Raw genomic sequence first — 18,160 nt, forward strand, 5'->3', positions numbered from 1 at the left:
ATGAGCCAAGACGCCCTCCTCGCCCTTTACCGGAGGGCCACCCGCCTGGTCTTCAACCTGGTGGTGGTGGCCCTCTTGGTGGGCCTTTTTGTGGGGGTAGGGCGCACCTTCCTGGAACTCGGCCTCACCCTGAGCGAGCCCACGGTGCGCTTGGGCCTGAAGGAACTCGTTACCAACGTCCTAAGCCTTATTATCGTTCTGGAGCTGGTCCGGGTTTTTGTGGAATATTTTGAGTTTGAGCGGGTGCGCCTCGAGGTCCTCCTGGAAATCGGCGTGGCCCTAGCCCTACGGGAACTCCTTCTCCTGCTGTTTGCGGAGAAGGTGGGGGGCTAGACCTCTTCTTCTGGAGCCTAGGGATCCTCGCCCTGGTGGCGGGGCGCACCCTGGCTGTGCGGTTTCCCCCAAGGAGGGCAGAATGAAGGTAGAGGAAGTGGTTTTGCCCGGCGTGGGCCGGAAGTTTACCATCACCGTGGGGAGTGGGGACCGGCTCGTCATCGTGGTCCACCACTCGGGCAAGCGGGAACTCCAGTACTTTGAGGCGGGAGAGGAGGACGAGCCCCAGGCCACCCTGGACCTCACCGACGAGGAGGCCCGGGAGGTTGGGGCTATCCTGGCCGGGGTTCTTTTCCACCCCGAGGCGGTGGGGGACACCCAGAGCAAGCTGGGGGCCAAGGTCATTGAGTGGATCAAGGTCCTCCCCGGCTCGAGGCTTGCGGGCCGCACGGTAGGGGAGCTTCCCTTGCCTCCCGGGGCCCACCTCCTGGCCGTGGACCGGCCCGGGGCCCCTCTAATCCCCAACCCGGGCCCTGAAGTGGTGTTGGAGGTGGGGGACACCCTGGTGGTGGCGGGAAGCCGCGAGGCGGTGGAAGCCCTGAAGAGGAGCCTCTGATGCACCCCTCGGTGGAGGCCTTCGCCCTAGCCGCAGGGCTTCTGGCCCTGGGGGCAGCCCTGGTGCACCGCTTCGGCTTCCCTCCCCTTCCCGTTTACCTCCTCACGGGGCTTGCGGTAGGGGAAGGGCTTCCCGTGGAGGAGCTAGAACCCCTGCCTTCCTTGGGGCTTTTGCTCCTCCTCTTCTCCGTGGGCCTAGAGTTTGGCCCAGACCGCCTAAAGGAGCTTTCCGGCAAGGCCACCCGGGCTGGGCTGTACGATGCCTTGGCCCTGCCCCTGGGCTTCCTCCTGGGCCTCCTCGCCGGGCTTGACCTGCGGGGGGCTGCCCTTTTGGCGGGGGTCCTCTACGTAAGCTCCAGCGCCGTCATCGTCAAGCTCATCATTGACCTGCGCCGGGCCGCCAACCCGGAAAGCGAGGTGGTCCTGGGGGTCTTGGTGCTGGAGGACCTGGTGGTGGCCCTCCTCCTCGCCCTCTTGGGCGGGCACGGGGCGGGAGGCTTCCTGGGCGGGATCGCCCTGGCCGCCCTCTACCTCCTATTCGCCCGTTACTTGGGCCCGAGGCTTGTCCGGTTTATGGAAGGGCTTTCCGATGAGCTCGTCCTCCTCCTGGGCGCCGCCTTCACTGCCGGTACCGCCCTCCTCTTCCACGCCGTGGGAGCTTCCGAGGGCGTGGGGGCCTTCCTCTCCGGGGTGATCGCCGCCGGACTCGGCCTGAGGGCACGGCTTGAGCACCTCTTTGGCCCCGTGCGGGACCTAGGGGTGGCCCTTTTCTTCCTGGTGGTGGGAGCCGAGGCCCTAAAGCTCCTCAAGGGCCTGAGCCCCTTGGCGGTGGGGCTCGTGGTCCTGGGCCTTTTCCTCAAGCTCCCCCTTAACCACCTGGGCGGGGGCCAGGCCGGGCTTGGCCGCAAGCGGCGGCTCTATAGCGCCCTCTACCTGGTGCCCCGGGGCGAGTTCAACCTGGTCCTGGGAAGCCTGGCCTTGGCCCAGGGGTACCCTTTGGTGGCCCAGGTGGCGGTGCTTTTGGTCCTCCTCTCCATCCCCTTGGGGGCCCTTCTCATCCGCTACGCCCCCGAGCTGGGCGAGCGCCTTTACCCTAGGGCCCCAAGGCCTAGGCGGGTGGGGTCCTCGAGGGCCTAAGGGCTTCGCCCACCGGCTACGTCGTAGTAGACTCCATCCTGGAGGTAAGTATGGACATCTTTTTCCAGCTCTTCTGGCTCTTTTTCATCCTTTCCGCCCTCTCTCCCTACTTCCAGCAGCAGATGCTTTTGGGGGCTAGGGCCCGCAAAATCGCCGAGCTGGAGAGGAAGCGGGGTAGCCGGGTCATCACCCTCATCCACCGCCAGGAGGCGGTGAGCTTCCTGGGCATTCCCATAAGCCGCTTCATCAACATTGACGATTCCGAGCAGGTCCTCCGGGCCATCCGCCTCACGGACAAGAACATGCCCATTGACCTCATCCTCCACACCCCAGGAGGCCTGGTCCTGGCGGCGGAGCAGATCGCCGAGGCCCTTTTACGCCACCCGGCCAAGGTGACCGTCTTCGTGCCCCACTACGCCATGTCGGGGGGCACCCTCATCGCTTTGGCCGCCGACGAGATCGTCATGGATGAAAACGCGGTGCTGGGCCCCGTGGACCCCCAGCTGGGCCAGTACCCGGCGGCGAGCATCCTCAAGGTCCTAGAGAAGAAGCCCATCTCGGAGGTTGACGACCAGACCCTCATCCTGGCGGACGTGGCGGAAAAGGCCCTCAAGCAGGTGAAGGCCACGGTGAAGAACCTCCTCCTCAAGCACATGCCCGAGGAGAAGGCGGAGGAGGTGGCCCACATCCTCTCCCAAGGCACCTGGACCCACGACTACCCCATTGACGTGGCCCAGGCCAGGGCCTTGGGGCTCAACGTCTCCACGGACATGCCCCTGGAGGTCTACGAGCTCATGGACCTCTACCCCCAAGCCCAGGGCGGCAAGCCCAGCGTCCAGTACGTGCCCCTCCCCTACCGCCAGGAGCCCAAAGTCGGGAGGCCCTAAGCTTGTTCCCCCTTTACGACCTGAACCACGCCCGCAGACCCGCCCTGGTGGTCAAGGGCCTGGTCCTGGCCAACGCCCTGGCCTTCCTTTGGCAGCTCTCCGTGGGCTTAGAGGAGAGCGCCTACGCCCTAGGCTTCATCCCCGCCCGCTTCTTCGCCGACCCCGTGGGGGAAGGGTACCGCCTCCTCACCAGCATGTTCCTCCATGGGAGCTTTTTTCACATAATTTCCAATATGTGGTTCCTCTGGGTCTTCGGGGACAACGTGGAGGACCGTATGGGCCACGGGCGCTTCCTCCTCTTCTACCTCCTGGGCGGGGTGGCCGCCGCCCTGGCCCAGGGGCTTTTCACCCCCTTCTCCCCCGTTCCCATGATCGGGGCGAGCGGGGCCGTTTCGGCGGTGCTCGGGGCTTACTACGTGCTCTTCCCCAGGGCCTACGTGGTTTCCCTGGTCTTCTTCCTCTTTCCCCTTTTCGTCACCTTCCCCGCGGGGATTTACCTGGGATACTGGGCCTTTCTCCAGCTCCTCCAAGGGCTTTTGGGCCTCCCCGGGGTCGCCTGGTGGGCCCACCTGGGGGGCTTCCTTTACGGGGTCTTCCTGGCCCCCCGCTTGGCCCGGCGGTGGCGGCGCTGGTAAACTCGGGCCCATGAAGGTAGCCGAGCTCATGACCCCAAGCCCGGATACCCTCGGGCCCGAGGCCACCCTCGAGGAGGCCGCCCGGCGCATCCTAGAAAAGCGCTACGGGAGCCTACCGGTGGTGGACCGGGAGGGACACCTCCTGGGGCTTCTCCAGGTGGAGGAACTCCTACCCCGGCCCGAAAACATCCCCTTCTCCGACGTGGAGGCGTTGCAGCTCTTTGGGGAGTGGGTGGACGAAGGCTTCCTGGAAGAGATCTACCGCCGCTACCAAAAAACCCCGGTAAAGGCGGTCATGCGCACGGACATCCCCCGGGTTCACCCAGAGGACCCCGCCGGCAAGGCCCTAGAGGTCCTCCTCTCCACCGAGGTACGCCACCTCCCCGTGGTGGACCGGGAGAACAAGGTGGTGGGCATCCTCACCCGGAGCGACTTCCTCAAGCTTTTCCTCAGGAGGGGCTGATGCACGGGGCAGGGCACCTTCTGGAAGTCTTCTACCTCCTCCTGGCCGCCCAGGTCATGGCCTTCCTCTTTCGGCGGCTCAACCAGCCCGTGGTCATCGGGGAGGTGCTGGCGGGCGTATTGGTGGGCCCCTCCCTCTTGGGCCTGGTGCACGAGGGGGAGATCCTGGAGTTCTTGGCCGAGCTTGGGGCCATCTTCCTCCTCTTCATGGTGGGCCTGGAAACCCGGCTACGGGATATCCTCGCCGTGGGCAAGGAAGCCTTCCTGGTGGCCGTCTTGGGCGTGGCCTTTCCCTTTGTGGGGGGCTACCTTTTCGGGCTCCAAATCGGCTTCGCCACCCTCCCCTCCCTCTTCCTGGGCACCGCCTTGGTGGCCACCAGCGTGGGCATCACCGCCCGCGTGCTCCAGGAGCTTGGGGTGCTCTCCCGCCCCTACGCCCGCATCATCCTGGGGGCAGCGGTGATCGACGATGTCTTGGGCCTCATCGTCTTAGCGGTGGTGAACGGGGTGGCCCGGACCGGGCAGGTGGAGACAGGGGCTATCCTGGAACTCATCCTCCTCTCCATCCTCTTCGTGGGGGCAGCCGTCCTCCTCTCCACCCTCTTCGTCCGGCTTCCCCTGGAGCGCCTGCCGGTGGGAAGCCCCCTGGGCTTCGCCCTGGCCCTCGGGGTAGGCATGGCTGCCCTGGCCGCCACCATTGGCCTGGCCCCCATCGTGGGGGCCTTCCTGGGGGGGATGCTCCTTTCCGAGCTTCGGGAGAAGTACCGCCTGGAGGAGCCCATCTTCGCCGTGGAAAGCTTCCTCGCCCCCATCTTCTTCGCCATGGTGGGGGTGCGGTTGGAGCTTTCCGCCCTCTTTTCCCCCGCCGTTTTGGTGGCGGGAAGCGTGGTCACGGTCATCGCCATCCTGGGCAAGGTCCTGGGGGGGTTCCTGGGAGCCCTCACCCAGGGGGTGCGGAGCGCCCTCACCGTGGGGGTAGGCATGGCCCCCCGGGGGGAGGTGGGCCTCATCGTGGCCGCCTTGGGCTTGGCGGCGGGGGCGGTGAACGAGGAGGAGTACGCCATCGTCCTCTTCATGGTGGTCTTCACCACCCTCTTCGCCCCCTTCGCCCTGAAGCCCCTGATCGCTTGGACCGAGCGGGGGCTTCGCCAGGCTAAGGAATAGCCTGGTAGGCGGCATAGGCGGAAAGGACCTTGCTCACGTACTCCCGGGGCTCGTCCCGTTCCTGGAAGCGGAGGAAAGCCCAAAGGCTTCCCTCCCGGGCGATGCCCCGGGAGGTGTAGCCGATACCCCCGTTGTAGGCGGTGACGGCGCAGGCGAGCCGCTCCACCCCCTCTAGCCCCAAGGCCTGGCAACGTTCCATAAGCCAGCGCAGGTAGCGGGCGGCGTAGCGGATGGCGCTTTCCGGGTCAAAGGGGTCGGCGGGGGGTTCCCCAAGCATCCGGGCCACGTCGGCCCAGGTGCTCCTTAAAAACTGGGCCAGGCCCAAGGCCCCCGTGGGGCTCACCGCCCGGGGGTCAAAGCGGCTTTCCACGTGGAGGAGGGCGAAAAGAAGGTTCGGGTCCAGGCCCTCCCCCTGGGCGTAGCCCTCCACCCAGGCCCGGTACGCCCGGGGGTAGGCCAAGGCGGTGGGCCAGGCGGCGCGGATTCCCTCCCGGTACATCCCCAGGCGGTAGAAGAGGGGGACGAGCCCGGGCCAGGCCTCGGGCCGTCGCCAAAGGAGGTAGCGCGCCTCCCCCCGGGCCCAGGCCTCCTGGCCCCCCTGAAGGAGGGCCTCCACCCGCAAGGCCTCCGCCAGGGGGGGCGAAGGGGGTGGAGAAGGGGGCGGGCCTGGGCGCTTGCCCAGTAGGAGCCCCAAGCCCCCTTGCAGAAGGGCCAAGGCCGTCTCCTGTGCCCCTATTTCGCCCAGCGTTCCCGCAAGGAAATGGGCCCGCAAGGCGGCGTCGTCGGCGTAAGGGCTTTCCGTGCGGGCAAGCTCTAGGTAGAGGGGAAGGGCTTCTCCTTTGCGCCCAAGCCGTTCCAGGAGGGCCGTGGCCCGCCAAAGGCCCTCGGGGGTGCTTTCCCGATAAAGGGCCAAGGCCTCCTCCACCCGGCCCATCTCCTCCAGAACCCTTCCCTGGGCGTAGCGGGCCTCGGGATGGGGGTAACGGGCAAAGGCCTCCAAGGCCTCCTCCCGCCGCCCAAGACGCCAAAGGGCGTAGCCCAGACCCAAAAACCCCCGGGGCTCCGCCTCCGCCCAAGCCCGGTAATGGGGCAATGCCTCCCGGTATCGGCCCAAGCGATAAAGGGCCTGGGCCCAAAGGTCCCGCCTCGTCCCGGGAGGGAGAACCTCCAGGAGGGCCTCGTAAGCCCGGCCCCGGAAAAGGGCTTCCCAAAGCCTCTCCCCCTCCCCAAGGCGCAAAAGGGCCGCCACCGCCTCATCCTCGGGCAGAAGCCTCTCCCAAGCGGAAAAGGCCCTGGGGTCCTGGGCGGCCTCCAGAAGAGGCGCCGCCACCCGCCAGGCGGCCTTGGCCTCCCAGCCCGGCTCAAAGGCCCTCGCCCCCTCCAAAAAGAGGGCGTAGCGCCAAGCGAACTCCGCCCGCTCCGCCAAGGGCACCGCTTCCTCCCCCACCAGGCGCCAACCGGCCAGCATCCGGGCATACCCTTCCCCCGCTAGGGCCACCTGCCGGAGCTCGGCCACGCCCCCCCGCGCCAAGAGGGCGTAGTCCGGGGGAAGCCCCTGGGCCCGGCAGGCGCCGAGGAGGAACAGGAGGATAAGCCAGCGCACACCCCTACCCTACCCCGCCCCCCTGAGAGGCGGAAAAGAGGCAATCCTTCCCCCAAGGAAAGCCCCCTGGCATCCTGCGGGGGGTTGGGCGTAGCCTGGTAAGGCTTATGGGCCAGTTGCCGGGTTATCCCGAAGGGCGTATTCCACCCCATAGCCTCGAGGCCGAACAGAGCGTCCTCGGGGCCATCCTCCTGGACTCGGACGTCCTGGACGAACTGGAAGGCCTTCTCCCCTCTCCCGAGGCCTTCTACACCGAGGCCCACCGCAAGATCTACACCGCCATGCAGGCCCTAAGGGGACAGGGGAAGCCCGTGGACCTGGTCACCTTGGCCGAGGAGCTCTCCCGCCGGAACGAGCTGGAGGGGGTGGGGGGGCTAAGCTACCTGGTCCAGCTTTCCGAGGCCACCCCCACCGCCGCCTACGCCGAGCACTACGCCCGCATCGTGGCGGAGAAGTGGACCTTGCGCAAGCTCATCCAGGCGGCGGGGGAGGCCATGCGCCTGGCCTACGAGGAGGCGGGGAGCCTGGACGAGATTTTGGACACCGCCGGGAAGAAGATCCTCGAGGTGGCCCTCACCCAGACGGACACCGAGGCCCGGGCCATGCGGGAGCTCGTCCACGAAACCTTTGAGCACATTGAGGCCCTCTTCCAGAACAAGGGGGAGGTGGCGGGGGTGCGTACGGGCTTCAAGGAGCTCGACCAGCTCATCGGCACCCTCTCCCCGGGCTCCCTAAACATCATCGCCGCCCGCCCCGCCATGGGCAAAACCGCCTTCGCCCTCACCATCGCCCAACACGCCGCCCTGAAGGAGGGGGTAGGGGTGGGCATCTACTCCCTGGAGATGCCCGCCGCCCAGCTCACCCTGCGCATGATGTGCTCCGAGGCCCGCATTGACATGAACCGGGTGCGCCTCGGGCAGCTTTCCGACCGGGATTTTTCCCGCCTGGTGGACGTGGCGGGCCGCCTTTCCGAAGCCCCCATCTACATTGACGACACCCCCGACCTGACCCTTATGGAACTCCGCGCCCGCGCCCGGCGGCTCAAGAGCCAGCACGGGGTGGGCCTGCTCATCATTGACTATCTGCAGCTCATGTCCGGGCCCGGGGGCGGCAAACAGGGGGAAAACCGCCAGCAGGAAATCGCCGCCATCTCCCGCGGGCTCAAGGCCCTGGCCCGGGAGCTCAACGTGCCCGTGATCGCCCTAAGCCAGCTTTCCCGGGCGGTGGAGGCCAGGCCCAACAAGCGCCCCATGCTCTCGGACCTCAGGGAGTCGGGCTCCATTGAGCAGGACGCCGACCTGGTGATGTTCATCTACCGGGACGAGTACTACAACCCCCACTCGGAGAAGGCGGGGGTGGCGGAGATCATCGTGGGCAAGCAGCGAAACGGCCCCACGGGCACGGTGGAGCTCCAGTTCCACGCCCAGCACGTCCGCTTCAACGACCTGGCCAAGGAGCCCTAGGAGAGCAGGGCCGCCGCCCCTTGGGACAAGGCCTCCTTGAGGTCCCGGTAGCCCAGGGAAAGCCCCAGGGAGAGGGCCTCGAGGTAGCTCTCCTCAATCAGCCCAATCTCTATGGCAATGATCTTCTCAAAGGCCTCCACGGCGCTAAAAACCTCGGGACCCCTAAGGGCGGTGCGCAGGTGCTCCAGGGAAAGCTCCTGCACGATGCCCATGGCAGGGATCATGGCCCTTGGGCCAATCCCCAGCCGGGCGTGGACCAGGCCGATGCGCCGACGCCTTTCCGCATAGGCCCCGTCATACACCCCCGAGAAGAGGTCGCCATACCAGCGGGCGAAGGTGCCGTAAAGCCTTTCCACCCTCCCCGGCACGGCATGGAGGATCTCCGAAAGCTCGGGGTCCCGCCCCAGGTAATCGTAAAAGGCCAAGGCCACCTCGGGGGCGATGGGGGTCATCACCCGGCCCAGCTCGGCGAGGAGCCGGGCGTGGGCCTCGGTAAAGCCGGTGCGGCGTTTCAGGAGGTCCAAGAGCGCCCCAGGATGCACGGGACAAATGTACCTCTTTGGAGACCCCCCTGTCCATAAGGCGAGGCCCCCGGGGTTCCGGGGGCCTGGCCTTCTAGGCTTGCGAGGCCCGCTACTCCGTGCTCACCCCTTGCTCCACCTGCTGGCTCACGGGCTCCACCATCCGGAAGTGGGTCGCCGGGTCTTCCAAGAGCTTCGCCAACCGGTTCGCCTTCTCCTCCCGCTTGGCCTCCCGAAGGACGGCGATGTAGGCGGAAAGGAGTTCCCGTACGTCCTCCACCCCCCGAGCGTCCAAGGGCTTCACCGCCACCTTGGCCCCCTTGGCCAGCCGGCGCTTCATGGCCTCCTCGGTGAGGCCCATTTCCGGCCAGTGGCGCAGGTAAACCCTTCCCCCCGTCATCCCCGAGCAGATCCAAGGCCCAGGGTCCCCCAGGACCAAGGCCCGGCCCCGGGTCATGTACTCAAAGGCGAAGCCCTTGGCCTGCGCCCGGGCGGCCAGGTTGCCGAGGTCGTCCCTGAGGGGGCGCTCGGGCTCCCCGCCCAGGATCACGTCCGCACCGGAAAGCCGGATGCAGAAGCGGCTATCCGCCACCCCCTCCACGATGAGGAGGCCGCCGATGGCCCCGTAGGCAAAGCTCTTGCCCACGGAACCGTCCACGTAGGCCCCGTAGGGGTTGCGCCCTTTCAGAACGGCCACGGTGCCGCCGAAGGCGCTCTTGGCCACCCCGTCTTGGGCCCCGCCCTCCACCACCACCTTCATCCCGTCCACGTTGAAGGCGGCAAGGCCGTTCCCGGCGATGCTCCCGGCGTCAAAGCGGAGCTCCACCTCCGCCTCAAAGCCCTTGCCGTAAAGCCGCCTGCGGGCGATCTCCCCGGCCAAATGGGCGCCCAAGGCCCGGTCCGTGGAGTCCACCGGCCCCTCCTGGAACAAAAGCCGCCTCCCCCCTTCCGCGTAGGCCCCCATGACCACCTCGGTGATGGTGCGGGTAAGCTGGTTCAGAGGCTTCCGGAGCACGTGGGCCGAGGTGTCCTTGAGCCACTCGGGCTCCTCCACGGGGGCGAAGAAGTAACTTAAGTCCAACTCCTCCAGGTGGTCCCGCTGGTAGAGGAGGTCCGAGCGCCCCCGAAGCTCCCTTAGGGAACGGGCCCCCAAGGCCGCCACCAACTCCCTAAGGGCCTCGCCCATGGCCCCGAAGAAGCGGGTAAGGTGCTCCACCGCCCGCTCCAGGTCCTGGGGCACGAAGCGCTTGAGGCCGTGGGCCAAGGCCTCCTCCACCGTTTCTATCTGCGTGGTGATGCCCACGTGGCAGGTGTCCAGCTGGCAGCCGCGGCAGATGGTGCAGCCGATGGCCACCATGGCCATGGTGGCCATGCCCACCCTATCCGCCCCCAAGAGGACCATCCGGAGCACGTCGTAAGCGGTCTTGAGCCCCCCGTCGGCCCAGATCTCCACCTTGTCCCGCAAGCCCGCCCGCACCAGGGCCCGGTGGGCCCGGCGCACCCCCAGTTCCACGGGAAGCCCGGCGTACTTGAGGGCGTGGAGCCTTGCTGCCCCCGTGCCCCCCTCAAAGCCGGAAAGGGTGATGACATCCGCCCCCGCCTTGGCGATGCCCACGGCGATGGTGCCGATGCCGGGAATCACGGGCACCTTTACGGAAACCAGGGCCTTGGGGTTCACCGTCTTGAGTTCCTCTATGAGCTGGGCCAGGTCCTCAATGGAGTAGAGGTCGTGGTTGTTGGAGGGGCTGATGAGGTCCACCCCGGGCACGGCGTTGCGGGCGGCCGCCACCTTGGGGGAGACCTTCTTGCCGGGCAGGTGGCCGCCCTCCCCGGGCTTGGCCCCCTGGCCGATCTTGATCTCAATGACGCTGGCGGAGTTCAGCATGTAGGCGTGGACGCCGAAGCGGCCCGAGGCCACCTGCTGCCCCCGCCAGTGGGTGTACTTGCCGAGCATATCGGGGATCTCCCCACCCTCCCCGTTGATGCAGAGCATGTTGAGGCGCTTGGCCGCCTCCACGTAAGCGCGGAAGGAGGCCTCCCCCTGGGAGCCGAAGCTCATGGCGCTGATGAGGAAGGGCAGGGAATGCCCCCCCACGGAGAGGTCCACCTCCTCCGGGGCCACGTCGCTCCTTTCGGGGAAGCGCACCTCCAAGAGCTGCCGGGCGGCCACGGGGCTTTCCCGCTCCAAGGAGTGCACCTTTTCCTGGAAGTGGCTGTAGGGGGCCTGGCCCGAGGCCACCTCCTGGGCGGCCTTGTAAATCCTCGGGTTAAAGCGGAAGTCCTTGGCGGGCAGGACCTTTTCCGCCCGCAGGAAGCCCTCCCGCTCCAAAAGGGTGCGCTCCAATTCCAAAAAGCCGTAGCCTGCGGCTTCCGAGCCCAGGAAGTTCCGGGTGCCAAAATACTCCGCCAGCTCGGGCTTAAGCCCGATGGAGCTGAAGATCCTCCCATACCCCCGGAGCTCGTGGATGCCCATGGTGGAGATGACCTTCTCCAGGCCCTTGCGAAGGGCCTCGAGGGCGTTCGCCACCCCCTTGCGCCCCTCCAAGGCCCTGGCCTTTTCCTCCAAAAGCCAGGGCGCCACCGCCTCCGCCCCCAGGCCCAGGAGGAAGGCCACGTCGTGCAGGTTGCGCACACCCCCGGAGTGGACGAGGAGGGAGGTACGCCGCCTTAAGGCGATCCCCTCGGCGTCCCGCTTGAGGAGGGCCCGGTTCACCGCCGCCACCGCCAAGCCGATGTCAATCCACACGCCTCCCTGGAAGGCCTCCCGGTCGGAGAGGATGAGGACCTCGGCCCCCTCCTCCACCGCCTTTACCGCTTCCTCTTCCAGGCGCTTGAGCCCAGCGAGAAGCCCCTCCTCCACGGTGAACTGGGGCACCAGGGTGCGGGTCTTAAAGCGGGCGCGCACCTCGGCCAGGGTGAGGGTGCCAAAGGCCTCCGCCAGACCGGGGTCGGACTCCAGGACGATGGGGAGGAGGAGCTCCACCACCTCCCCCCCACCCCTTCCATCGGGCAAGGGGCGGCGGCCTAAGAGGGTGCGGGTGGAGAAGTGCTCAATCTCCCGCTCCCGGTCAATGGCGGGGTTGGTCACCACCGCCACGGTTTCCTTGAAGAACTCCGAGAGGTTGGGCTTCTCCGGGTTTAGGGCAGCCAAGGGGCCATCGTAGCCCAGGGAGCCGATGGGCTCGTTGCCCGTCTTGGCCAGGGCCTCCAGGTAGGCCCCGTCCCAGCGGTCCCAGCCGAAGGCCCTTTCCAGGCCCAAGGGAGGCGGGGCGGGCTTTTCCTCCACCTCCACCCCGCTTCCCCCCGCCACCGGGGGCGGCGCCTGGCGGATGGGCCCTTGCAGGTGAACCCGGTACCCCTGCACCGGGGTGCGGGCCAGGGTCCTCTCCAAGACCTGGCGCTGGTGGCGGTCAAAGGGCAGGACCTTGGGCCCTTCCGGGGTCAGGCGGAGGTAGACCTTCTCCCCCGGGGCCAGGGGCTTGGGCTCGGTGACGAACTCCTCGGCGTTGAAGACCCCCCGCTCCGAGGAGAAGACGATCTCGTAGGGGGTTTCAAACTGCCAAAGGGGCCTTAGGCCCATGGCGTCGGTGGCGAAGACCGCCTCGTCCCGGTGGCGGCTCACGATGGCGGCGGGCCCCTGGGCCAAGGGACCGAAGCGTTGCCTTAGGGCCAGGTAGAGGTCCTGGAGATCCTCCGGCAGGGCCTTGACCTCGCCCAGAACCGGGGGGAAGACCAGGTCCATGGCCTCGGGCAGGGAGAGGCCGTAGCGGTAGATGAGCCCCTCCAGCATGCGGTTCAGGTCCTGGGAGTCCGAGCCCCCGGTGCGGGGGATGCCCAGGTAGTCCATCTCCCGCCTCAGGCGCTCAATGGTGTTGATTTCGCCGTTGTGGCCCAGGAGGCCAAAGGGCTGCACCTGTTCAAAGGTGGAAAGGGTGTTGGTGGAGTAGCGGTTGTGCCCCAGGGCGATGGTGCTCTTGAACTCGGGGCGGGAAAGCTCGGGGTAGTAGCGCTTCAAAAGCTCCGCCGCCCCCCGCACCTTGTAGACCACGCTGTGGGTGGAAAGGGAAACCACGTGCACGGGGAAGAGGGCCTCGAGGCGAAGCCCTAGCTCCCAAAGAGGCCCGTCCCCATCCGGGCTAAGCCCCGCCACCTGGAGGAAGATGGGCTCGGTGCGCCGCCCCACGGGGCCCAAGACCCCGCTCACCACCTCCCCCCGGCGGAAGTGCACGGGGCGCACGCCAAGCCGTTGCCCCTCCCGCCTGAGGAGGGCGAAAAACTCCTCCACCCGGGCCTCTTCCCCCTTGGGCAGGAAGAAGTGGCCCACGAAGAAGCGGGGGTTGAAGGCCAGCTCGGGCTCTAGCCCCGCCTCCTCCAGGAAGCGGGCCCAAAGCTCCCGGGGGATGTCGGTTTGGATTCCCGTGCCATCCCCTTCTCCTCGGATGGCCCCCGCCCGGTGGGCCATGCGGTAGAGGCTCTCCAAGGTCCGCCGCACGATGCGGTGGGAGGGCTTGCCGCTCTTCTCCGCCATGGCGATGATGCCACAGGCGTCCTGGCCTAAGGGGATATCCGGGTAAGCTTCCTTCCAGGTCATCTTCGGCTCCTTCGTTTAGGCTGGGGAAACGGTGTAGGCAAAGATATGCACGTTGTTCCCCGGATTATACACGCCCCGAGGGTATGGGTCAAGAACCTCGGGAAAAGAAGCACTAAACCCCCGGCACCCGGTGGAAGGCGTTGAGGAAAAGGGGAAGCTCCCTTTGCCGCTCCTCCTGCTCCCTCAGGGCCTCCTCAAAGGCCCTGGGGTCCATGAGGAGGGCGGGCAGGCGGAGCCAACCCAGGTAATAGGCCCCCGCCTGGCCCGGGTAGCAAAGCCTCCCCTGCTCCTCGGGGTACAGGAGGGCCTCAAAGGCCAAGGGGCTTTCCAGGTAGGGGGCATCCCCAAGCCAGCGCAAGGCCTCCTTGAGGCGCAAGGGGTTGCTCCAGAAGCCAAAGCGGAGCCTCTGGTCCAGGTGCTCTAGCGCCCAAAGCCTTCCCGAGGCGGCAAGCTCCAGGCGCTTCAAGCGCAGCCTGGCATATTGGGAAAGGCCAAGCACCTCCCGGGAAAGGCCCCGGGCGATGAGGAGCCTCGAGGCCATCACGTAGTCCTGGTACTCCCGGTAAGGGTCCATGGCCCCAGGATGCCACGCAGGCCGGGGTAGGATGGTGCCATGGACCGCGAGGCCTGGGTCATGCGGGCGGTGGAGGCGTTGCGCTTCGCCACCTTCAAGGACATCCAGCGCTATCTGGACGAGGAGGGGGAGCCCTTCTCCAAAAAGGAACTGGAGGACACCCTAAAGGCCCTCGTGGCCAAGGGCCTTTTGGAGGAAAAAGAGGGCACCTACCGGCTGGCCCGCAAAAAGGGTAGCGCCGAGGCGCTCAAGAAGCTCTTCGGCGACTAGCGGGAGTAGTTGGGGGCCTCCTTGACGACCACCACGTCGTGGGGGTGGCTCTCAATGAGGCCGGCCATGGTCATGCGCACGAAACGGGCCTTTTTGCGGAAGGTTTCTATGTCCGGGGCCCCCACGTAGCCCATGGCACTCCTAAGCCCCCCCACGATCTGGTAAAGCACGTCCGCCACGGGCCCCTTGTAGGGCACCATGCCCTCAATCCCCTCGGGAACGAGCTTTTTGGCCTCCGTTTCCCCTCCCTTACCGGGGTCTTGGAAGTAGCGGTCGGCAGACCCTTGGCGCATGGCCCCCAAGGAGCCCATGCCCCGGTAGAGCTTGTAGCGCCGGCCGTCCTTGAGCACCTCCTCCCCCGGGGCCTCGTCGGTGCCCGCCAGCATGCTCCCCAGCATCACCGTGTGGGCCCCGGCGGCGATGGCCTTGGCCACATCCCCGGTGTACTTGATGCCGCCATCGGCGATGACGGGGACGTCCAAGCCCTCCACCCCGGCCACCGCCTCGAGGATGGCGGAGATCTGGGGCACCCCCACCCCCGTCACCACCCGGGTGGTGCAGATGGAACCGGGGCCGATGCCCACCTTCACCGCATCCGCCCCCCGCTCGGCCAAGGCCCGGGCCCCCTCCCGCGTGGCCACGTTCCCGGCGACCACCTCCACCTTGTCCCCGAAGGTCTCTTTCAGATAAACAAGGGCTTCCAGAATCCCCTTGGAGTGCCCGTGGGCCGAGTCCAGGACCAAGACGTCCACCCCCGCCTCCACCAGGGCCTGGGCCCTTTCGGGCAGGTCCTTGCTCGCCCCCACCGCCGCCCCCACCAGAAGCCGGCCCAGGGCGTCCTTGGCGGCGTTGGGGTACTGCTTGCGCTTGACGATATCCTTGAGGGTGAGAAGCCCCCTGAGCCTTCCCGACTCGTCCACCAGGGGAAGCTTCTCCACCTTGTGCTTGCGCAAGATCTCCTCCGCCTCCTCCAAGGTGGTGCCGGGGGGAGCGGTGATGAGGCGCTCCAAGGGGGTCATGACCTCGGTGACGGGGCGCTTGAGGTCCCGCTCAAAGCGGAGGTCGCGGTTGGTCACCAGGCCCAAGAGCTTCCCGTAAAGGTCCACCACGGGAAGCCCCCCGATGCGGTACTCCCGCATGAGGCGTTCAGCGTCCTCGAGGGTGGCGGTGGGGGGCAGGGTCACGGGGTCTTGGATCATGCCCGCCTCGGAGCGCTTCACCTTGCGCACCATGGCCGCCTGGACCTCTATGGAAAGGTTCTTATGGATGACCCCAAGTCCCCCCTCCCGGGCCATGGCGATGGCCATCTCCGCCTCCGTCACCGTGTCCATGGCGGCGGAGAGGATGGGGATGTTCAGGGTGAGCCTTTTGGTGAGCCGGGTCTTGACGGAAACCTCCTTGGGCAGGACCTCGGAGTAATCCGGCAAGAGGAGGACGTCGTCAAAGGTAAGCCCTTCGTAGAGGATCTTCCCCCCGTACATGTTCCCTAGGGTATACCCTGCCCCCCCTCTGGGTCCAGGGGAAAAAACCGCCTCCCCACCCAGGGGGTGGGGAGGGTGGTTTGGTGGGCGGCGTAGGACTTGAACCTACGACCTCTCGCGTGTGAGGCGAGCGCTCTTCCGCTGAGCTAGCCGCCCTCAGCCTTTTGAAGGGTAGCACGGCCCAGGGAAACCTGTCAAGCAAAGGGCTTGACCGTGCCCTGACACGGCCCGGGCTAGACTGAAGGCGTGGCCACGGTGCTCCTGGTGGAGGACGAGCGGGCGGTGCGGCTTGGGGTCCGCCTCGCCCTGGAGCGGGCCGGGCACCGGGTGCTGGAGGCGGAAAACGCCCGGGAAGCCTGGCCCCTCCTCAAGGAAGCGGAGGCCGTGATCCTGGACTGGATGCTCCCGGACGAGCCGGGAATAAAGCTCCTGGAAAGGATGCGCCAAGGCGCCTTCGCCGAGCTTCCCGTCCTCCTCCTCACCGCCCGCTCGGAGGTGCGGGACCGGGTGGAGGGCCTGAGCCAGGGGGCGGACGATTACCTGGTGAAGCCCTTCGCCACGGAAGAACTTTTGGCCCGCCTCGAGGCCCTCCTGCGCCGCGCCGGCAAGCGCAAGGTCCTCCGCCGCGGGCCCCTCCTCCTGGACCTGGAAAGGATGGAGGCGAGCCTCGAGGGCAAGCCCCTCCCCCTCACCCGGCGGGAGTTCGCCCTTTTGGCCTTCTTGGCCCAGCATCCGGGCCGGGTCTACACCCGGGAGGAACTTTTAGAAGCCGTGTGGGGACCCGAGTACTGGGGAACGCCTAGAACCGTGGACCAGCACATCCTGCAGCTACGGGAAAAGCTGGGCGAAGACCCCAAAACCCCCCGCTTTTTGGAAACGGTACGGGGGCTTGGGTACCGCTTCAAGGAGGTGGGGTGAAGGAGCTAGAGGCCGCTTGGGAGGAGGCCTTGGAGGGGCTTGTCCTGCACCGGGAAAGGCAGGTGGTCTACCTCAACCCCAAGGCGGAGGAGCTTTTGCAGGTGCGCCGGGAAAAGGTGGTGGGCCGCCCCCTCCTCCTCACCCTACGGGACCACCGCCTGGAGGCCTTGGCCCTCCACGGGGGGGAAAGGCGCCTGGAGGTGCGGGGCCGCCTCCTTTGGGTCAAGGCCCTTCCGGGAAGGCTCTACCTCCTAGACGAAACGGAGCTAAAGGGGCGGCTAGAGGCCCTCGAGGAGGCCACCCTCACCCTGGCCCACGAGCTCAGGACCCCCCTGGCGGGGATGGGCCCCCTCCTGGAGGCCCTCACGCCCAGAACCAAGCAGGAGAAGGAGGTCCTGGACCTCCTTAAGGGGGAGGTGGCCCGCCTCGCCCGCCTGGCCCAAAGCCTCTCCTTCACCCAACCCGGGCCCAGGCGCACCTTCCCCCTGGAGGAGCTTTGGCCCCGTCTGGAAAGGCTGCTGCACGAGCGGCTCCGGGGAAGACGGGTGGAGGTCCACCTCCCCCACACCGCCCGCACCGACCCCGACGCCCTCTTCCAGATCCTCCTAAACCTCCTGGACAACGCCCTCAAATACGGCCAAGACCCCATCCGCCTCCGTTCCCGCCTAGGGGAAGACCACCTCCACCTGGAGGTGCGGGATGCCGGCCCCCCCCTCCCCGACTACGAGACCCTCTTCCTCCCGGGGCGCCGGGGGTTCCAGGGGGGCCTGGGGCAGGGGCTTGGCCTATACCTGGTGCGCCGCCTGGCCCGGAGCCTGGGAGGAGAGGCCTATGCTGGACGGGAGGGGGAAGAGAACGTTTTCGGCGTCCGCCTTCCCCTAGACTGAGGCGAGGAGGAACCCATGCGGGAAGCCCTAGACCAAGCGCTCAACCAGCTTCTGGAGGAAACCCTAAGGATGCTTTCCCTGGTGCGGGAGATGACCCAGGAGGCCACCGAGGCCCTCGTCCAGCAGGACGCCGCCCGGGCCCAAGCGGTTATCGCCAAGGACAAGGAGGTGGACGCTTTAGAGCTCAAGATTGAGAACCAGGCCATCGCCGTCATCGCCCGCCACCAGCCCGTGGCCACGGACCTCAGGCTCATCTTCACCATCATCAAGGCGCTCACCGACCTGGAGAGGGCGGGGGACTACGCCATGCACGTGGCGGAAGACGCCCTTCTCCTGAGCAAAGAACCTCCCTTGAAGCGCTACGTGACCCTGCCGGAGATGGGCAGGCGCCTTTTGGAGATGATGGACACCTTGGGCCAAAGCGTGGCCGAGCGGGACACCGCCTTGGCCCGCAAGGTCCTGGAACTGGACGACCAGGTGGACGGGCTTTACGAGGAGGTAACCCGGGAGCTCATCACCTACATGATGGAAGACCCCAGGACCATCACCAAGGCCCTCACCCTCATGCGGGTGGCCCGCAGCTATGAGCGGCTTGGGGACCATTTGGAAAACGTGGCGGAGCGGGTCATCTACTGGCTCACGGGGGAAATCTACAAGGCCCCGGAGGACGCTTACTGAC

Annotated in this window: 16 protein-coding genes, 1 tRNA gene and 1 pseudogene; 12 read left to right on the plus strand and 6 right to left on the minus strand. The window is 67.0% G+C overall.

Features of this window, described 5'->3' with window-relative positions; translation table 11 throughout:
- The 7 genes and pseudogenes from A0O31_RS02665 to A0O31_RS02695 all read left to right on the plus strand — a co-directional run bounded on the left by A0O31_RS02665 (nt 1) and on the right by A0O31_RS02695 (nt 5,173).
- A pseudogene (locus A0O31_RS02665) lies at nt 1-419 on the plus strand (phosphate-starvation-inducible PsiE family protein).
- Nucleotides 416-889 (plus strand): cation:proton antiporter regulatory subunit, encoded by a 474-nt coding sequence (locus A0O31_RS02670; RefSeq protein ID WP_071676568.1) that lies wholly within the window; start codon nt 416-418, stop codon nt 887-889. Before A0O31_RS02665 ends, A0O31_RS02670 begins: the two are co-directional and overlap by 4 nt.
- Nucleotides 889-2,025 carry a cation:proton antiporter gene (locus tag A0O31_RS02675; protein ID WP_071676569.1) on the plus strand — a complete coding sequence of 379 codons (1,137 nt, stop codon included), beginning with the start codon at nt 889-891 and terminating at the stop codon, nt 2,023-2,025. Before A0O31_RS02670 ends, A0O31_RS02675 begins: the two co-directional genes overlap by 1 nt.
- 50 nt (nt 2,026-2,075) lie before the next feature.
- Nucleotides 2,076-2,912, plus strand: a complete 837-nt coding sequence (locus A0O31_RS02680) for an SDH family Clp fold serine proteinase (RefSeq protein ID WP_071676570.1) — start codon at nt 2,076-2,078, stop codon at nt 2,910-2,912.
- A 2-nt stretch (nt 2,913-2,914) separates the two neighbouring features.
- Nucleotides 2,915-3,547: a rhomboid family intramembrane serine protease gene (locus tag A0O31_RS02685; protein WP_071676571.1), complete on the plus strand. Its 633-nt coding sequence runs from the start codon at nt 2,915-2,917 to the stop codon at nt 3,545-3,547.
- Between the two features lie 10 nt (nt 3,548-3,557).
- Nucleotides 3,558-4,010, plus strand: a complete 453-nt coding sequence (locus A0O31_RS02690) for a CBS domain-containing protein (protein WP_071676572.1) — start codon at nt 3,558-3,560, stop codon at nt 4,008-4,010.
- Nucleotides 4,010-5,173 carry a cation:proton antiporter gene (locus A0O31_RS02695; protein WP_039456492.1) on the plus strand — a complete coding sequence of 388 codons (1,164 nt, stop codon included), beginning with the start codon at nt 4,010-4,012 and terminating at the stop codon, nt 5,171-5,173. The genes A0O31_RS02690 and A0O31_RS02695 overlap by 1 nt, the downstream gene beginning before the upstream one ends.
- Here A0O31_RS02695 and A0O31_RS02700 read toward each other — a convergent pair.
- A complete protein-coding gene (locus A0O31_RS02700; protein ID WP_071676573.1) occupies nt 5,163-6,776 on the minus strand; it encodes a transglycosylase SLT domain-containing protein in 1,614 nt (537 codons plus the stop codon). The genes A0O31_RS02695 and A0O31_RS02700 overlap by 11 nt on opposite strands.
- Before the next feature lie 107 nt (nt 6,777-6,883).
- Between A0O31_RS02700 and dnaB the strand changes: the two genes are divergently transcribed.
- Nucleotides 6,884-8,239 carry a replicative DNA helicase gene (gene dnaB / locus A0O31_RS02705; RefSeq protein ID WP_039456482.1) on the plus strand — a complete coding sequence of 452 codons (1,356 nt, stop codon included), beginning with the start codon at nt 6,884-6,886 and terminating at the stop codon, nt 8,237-8,239.
- On the opposite strand, the gene A0O31_RS02710 is transcribed toward dnaB, so the two are convergent.
- The 3 genes from A0O31_RS02710 to A0O31_RS02720 form a co-directional block, all read right to left on the minus strand.
- Nucleotides 8,236-8,781 (minus strand): protoglobin domain-containing protein, encoded by a 546-nt coding sequence (locus A0O31_RS02710; protein ID WP_039456480.1) that lies wholly within the window; start codon nt 8,779-8,781, stop codon nt 8,236-8,238. The genes dnaB and A0O31_RS02710 overlap by 4 nt on opposite strands.
- Nucleotides 8,782-8,872: 91 nt before the next feature.
- On the minus strand, nt 8,873-13,351 hold the full coding sequence (locus A0O31_RS02715) for a glutamate synthase-related protein (RefSeq protein WP_071676574.1): 4,479 nt from the start codon (nt 13,349-13,351) through the stop codon (nt 8,873-8,875).
- 112 nt (nt 13,352-13,463) lie between these two features.
- Nucleotides 13,464-13,925, minus strand: coding sequence for a hypothetical protein (locus tag A0O31_RS02720; RefSeq protein WP_071676575.1), 462 nt, complete (start codon nt 13,923-13,925; stop codon nt 13,464-13,466).
- A gap of 39 nt (nt 13,926-13,964) precedes the next feature.
- Between A0O31_RS02720 and A0O31_RS02725 the strand changes: the two genes are divergently transcribed.
- A complete protein-coding gene (locus A0O31_RS02725; RefSeq protein ID WP_071676576.1) occupies nt 13,965-14,195 on the plus strand; it encodes a BlaI/MecI/CopY family transcriptional regulator in 231 nt (76 codons plus the stop codon).
- On the opposite strand, the gene guaB is transcribed toward A0O31_RS02725, so the two are convergent.
- Both guaB and A0O31_RS02735 read right to left on the minus strand, forming a co-directional pair.
- Entirely contained in the window at nt 14,192-15,676 is a 1,485-nt protein-coding gene (guaB, locus tag A0O31_RS02730) for an IMP dehydrogenase (protein WP_071676577.1), read from the minus strand. The two genes, A0O31_RS02725 and guaB, sit on opposite strands and share 4 nt — an antisense overlap.
- 81 nt (nt 15,677-15,757) lie before the next feature.
- Nucleotides 15,758-15,832, minus strand: a tRNA-Val gene (locus A0O31_RS02735).
- 90 nt (nt 15,833-15,922) lie between these two features.
- Here A0O31_RS02735 and A0O31_RS02740 point away from each other — a divergent pair.
- From A0O31_RS02740 to phoU, 3 genes are read left to right on the plus strand one after another with little or no spacing between them, the layout of a single operon-like run.
- A complete protein-coding gene (locus tag A0O31_RS02740) occupies nt 15,923-16,594 on the plus strand; it encodes a response regulator transcription factor (protein ID WP_071676578.1) in 672 nt (223 codons plus the stop codon).
- Complete coding sequence (locus A0O31_RS02745) at nt 16,591-17,481, plus strand: sensor histidine kinase (protein ID WP_071676579.1); 891 nt, start codon at nt 16,591-16,593, stop codon at nt 17,479-17,481. Before A0O31_RS02740 ends, A0O31_RS02745 begins: the two co-directional genes overlap by 4 nt.
- Before the next feature lie 15 nt (nt 17,482-17,496).
- The gene (gene phoU / locus A0O31_RS02750) at nt 17,497-18,159 is read left to right on the plus strand and encodes a phosphate signaling complex protein PhoU (protein ID WP_071676580.1); all 663 of its coding nucleotides are present in this window, start codon (nt 17,497-17,499) and stop codon (nt 18,157-18,159) included.
- The last annotated feature ends 1 nt before the right edge of the window (nt 18,160 follow it).

The organism is Thermus brockianus (assembly GCF_001880325.1).
GTDB lineage: Bacteria > Deinococcota > Deinococci > Deinococcales > Thermaceae > Thermus > Thermus brockianus.

What these genes read in the sequence shown, in the direction of transcription:
- A0O31_RS02670 (WP_071676568.1), top strand. Translation starts at nt 416, where the DNA reads ATGAAGGTAGAGGAAGTGGTTTTGCCCGGCGTGGGCCGGAAGTTTACC.
- A0O31_RS02675 (WP_071676569.1), top strand. Translation starts at nt 889, where the DNA reads ATGCACCCCTCGGTGGAGGCCTTCGCCCTAGCCGCAGGGCTTCTGGCC.
- A0O31_RS02680 (WP_071676570.1), top strand. Translation starts at nt 2,076, where the DNA reads ATGGACATCTTTTTCCAGCTCTTCTGGCTCTTTTTCATCCTTTCCGCC.
- A0O31_RS02690 (WP_071676572.1), top strand. Translation starts at nt 3,558, where the DNA reads ATGAAGGTAGCCGAGCTCATGACCCCAAGCCCGGATACCCTCGGGCCC.
- A0O31_RS02695 (WP_039456492.1), top strand. Translation starts at nt 4,010, where the DNA reads ATGCACGGGGCAGGGCACCTTCTGGAAGTCTTCTACCTCCTCCTGGCC.
- dnaB (WP_039456482.1), top strand. Translation starts at nt 6,884, where the DNA reads ATGGGCCAGTTGCCGGGTTATCCCGAAGGGCGTATTCCACCCCATAGC.
- A0O31_RS02715 (WP_071676574.1), bottom strand. Translation starts at nt 13,351, where the DNA reads ATGACCTGGAAGGAAGCTTACCCGGATATCCCCTTAGGCCAGGACGCC.
- A0O31_RS02720 (WP_071676575.1), bottom strand. Translation starts at nt 13,925, where the DNA reads ATGGACCCTTACCGGGAGTACCAGGACTACGTGATGGCCTCGAGGCTC.
- A0O31_RS02725 (WP_071676576.1), top strand. Translation starts at nt 13,965, where the DNA reads ATGGACCGCGAGGCCTGGGTCATGCGGGCGGTGGAGGCGTTGCGCTTC.
- guaB (WP_071676577.1), bottom strand. Translation starts at nt 15,676, where the DNA reads ATGTACGGGGGGAAGATCCTCTACGAAGGGCTTACCTTTGACGACGTC.
- phoU (WP_071676580.1), top strand. Translation starts at nt 17,497, where the DNA reads ATGCGGGAAGCCCTAGACCAAGCGCTCAACCAGCTTCTGGAGGAAACC.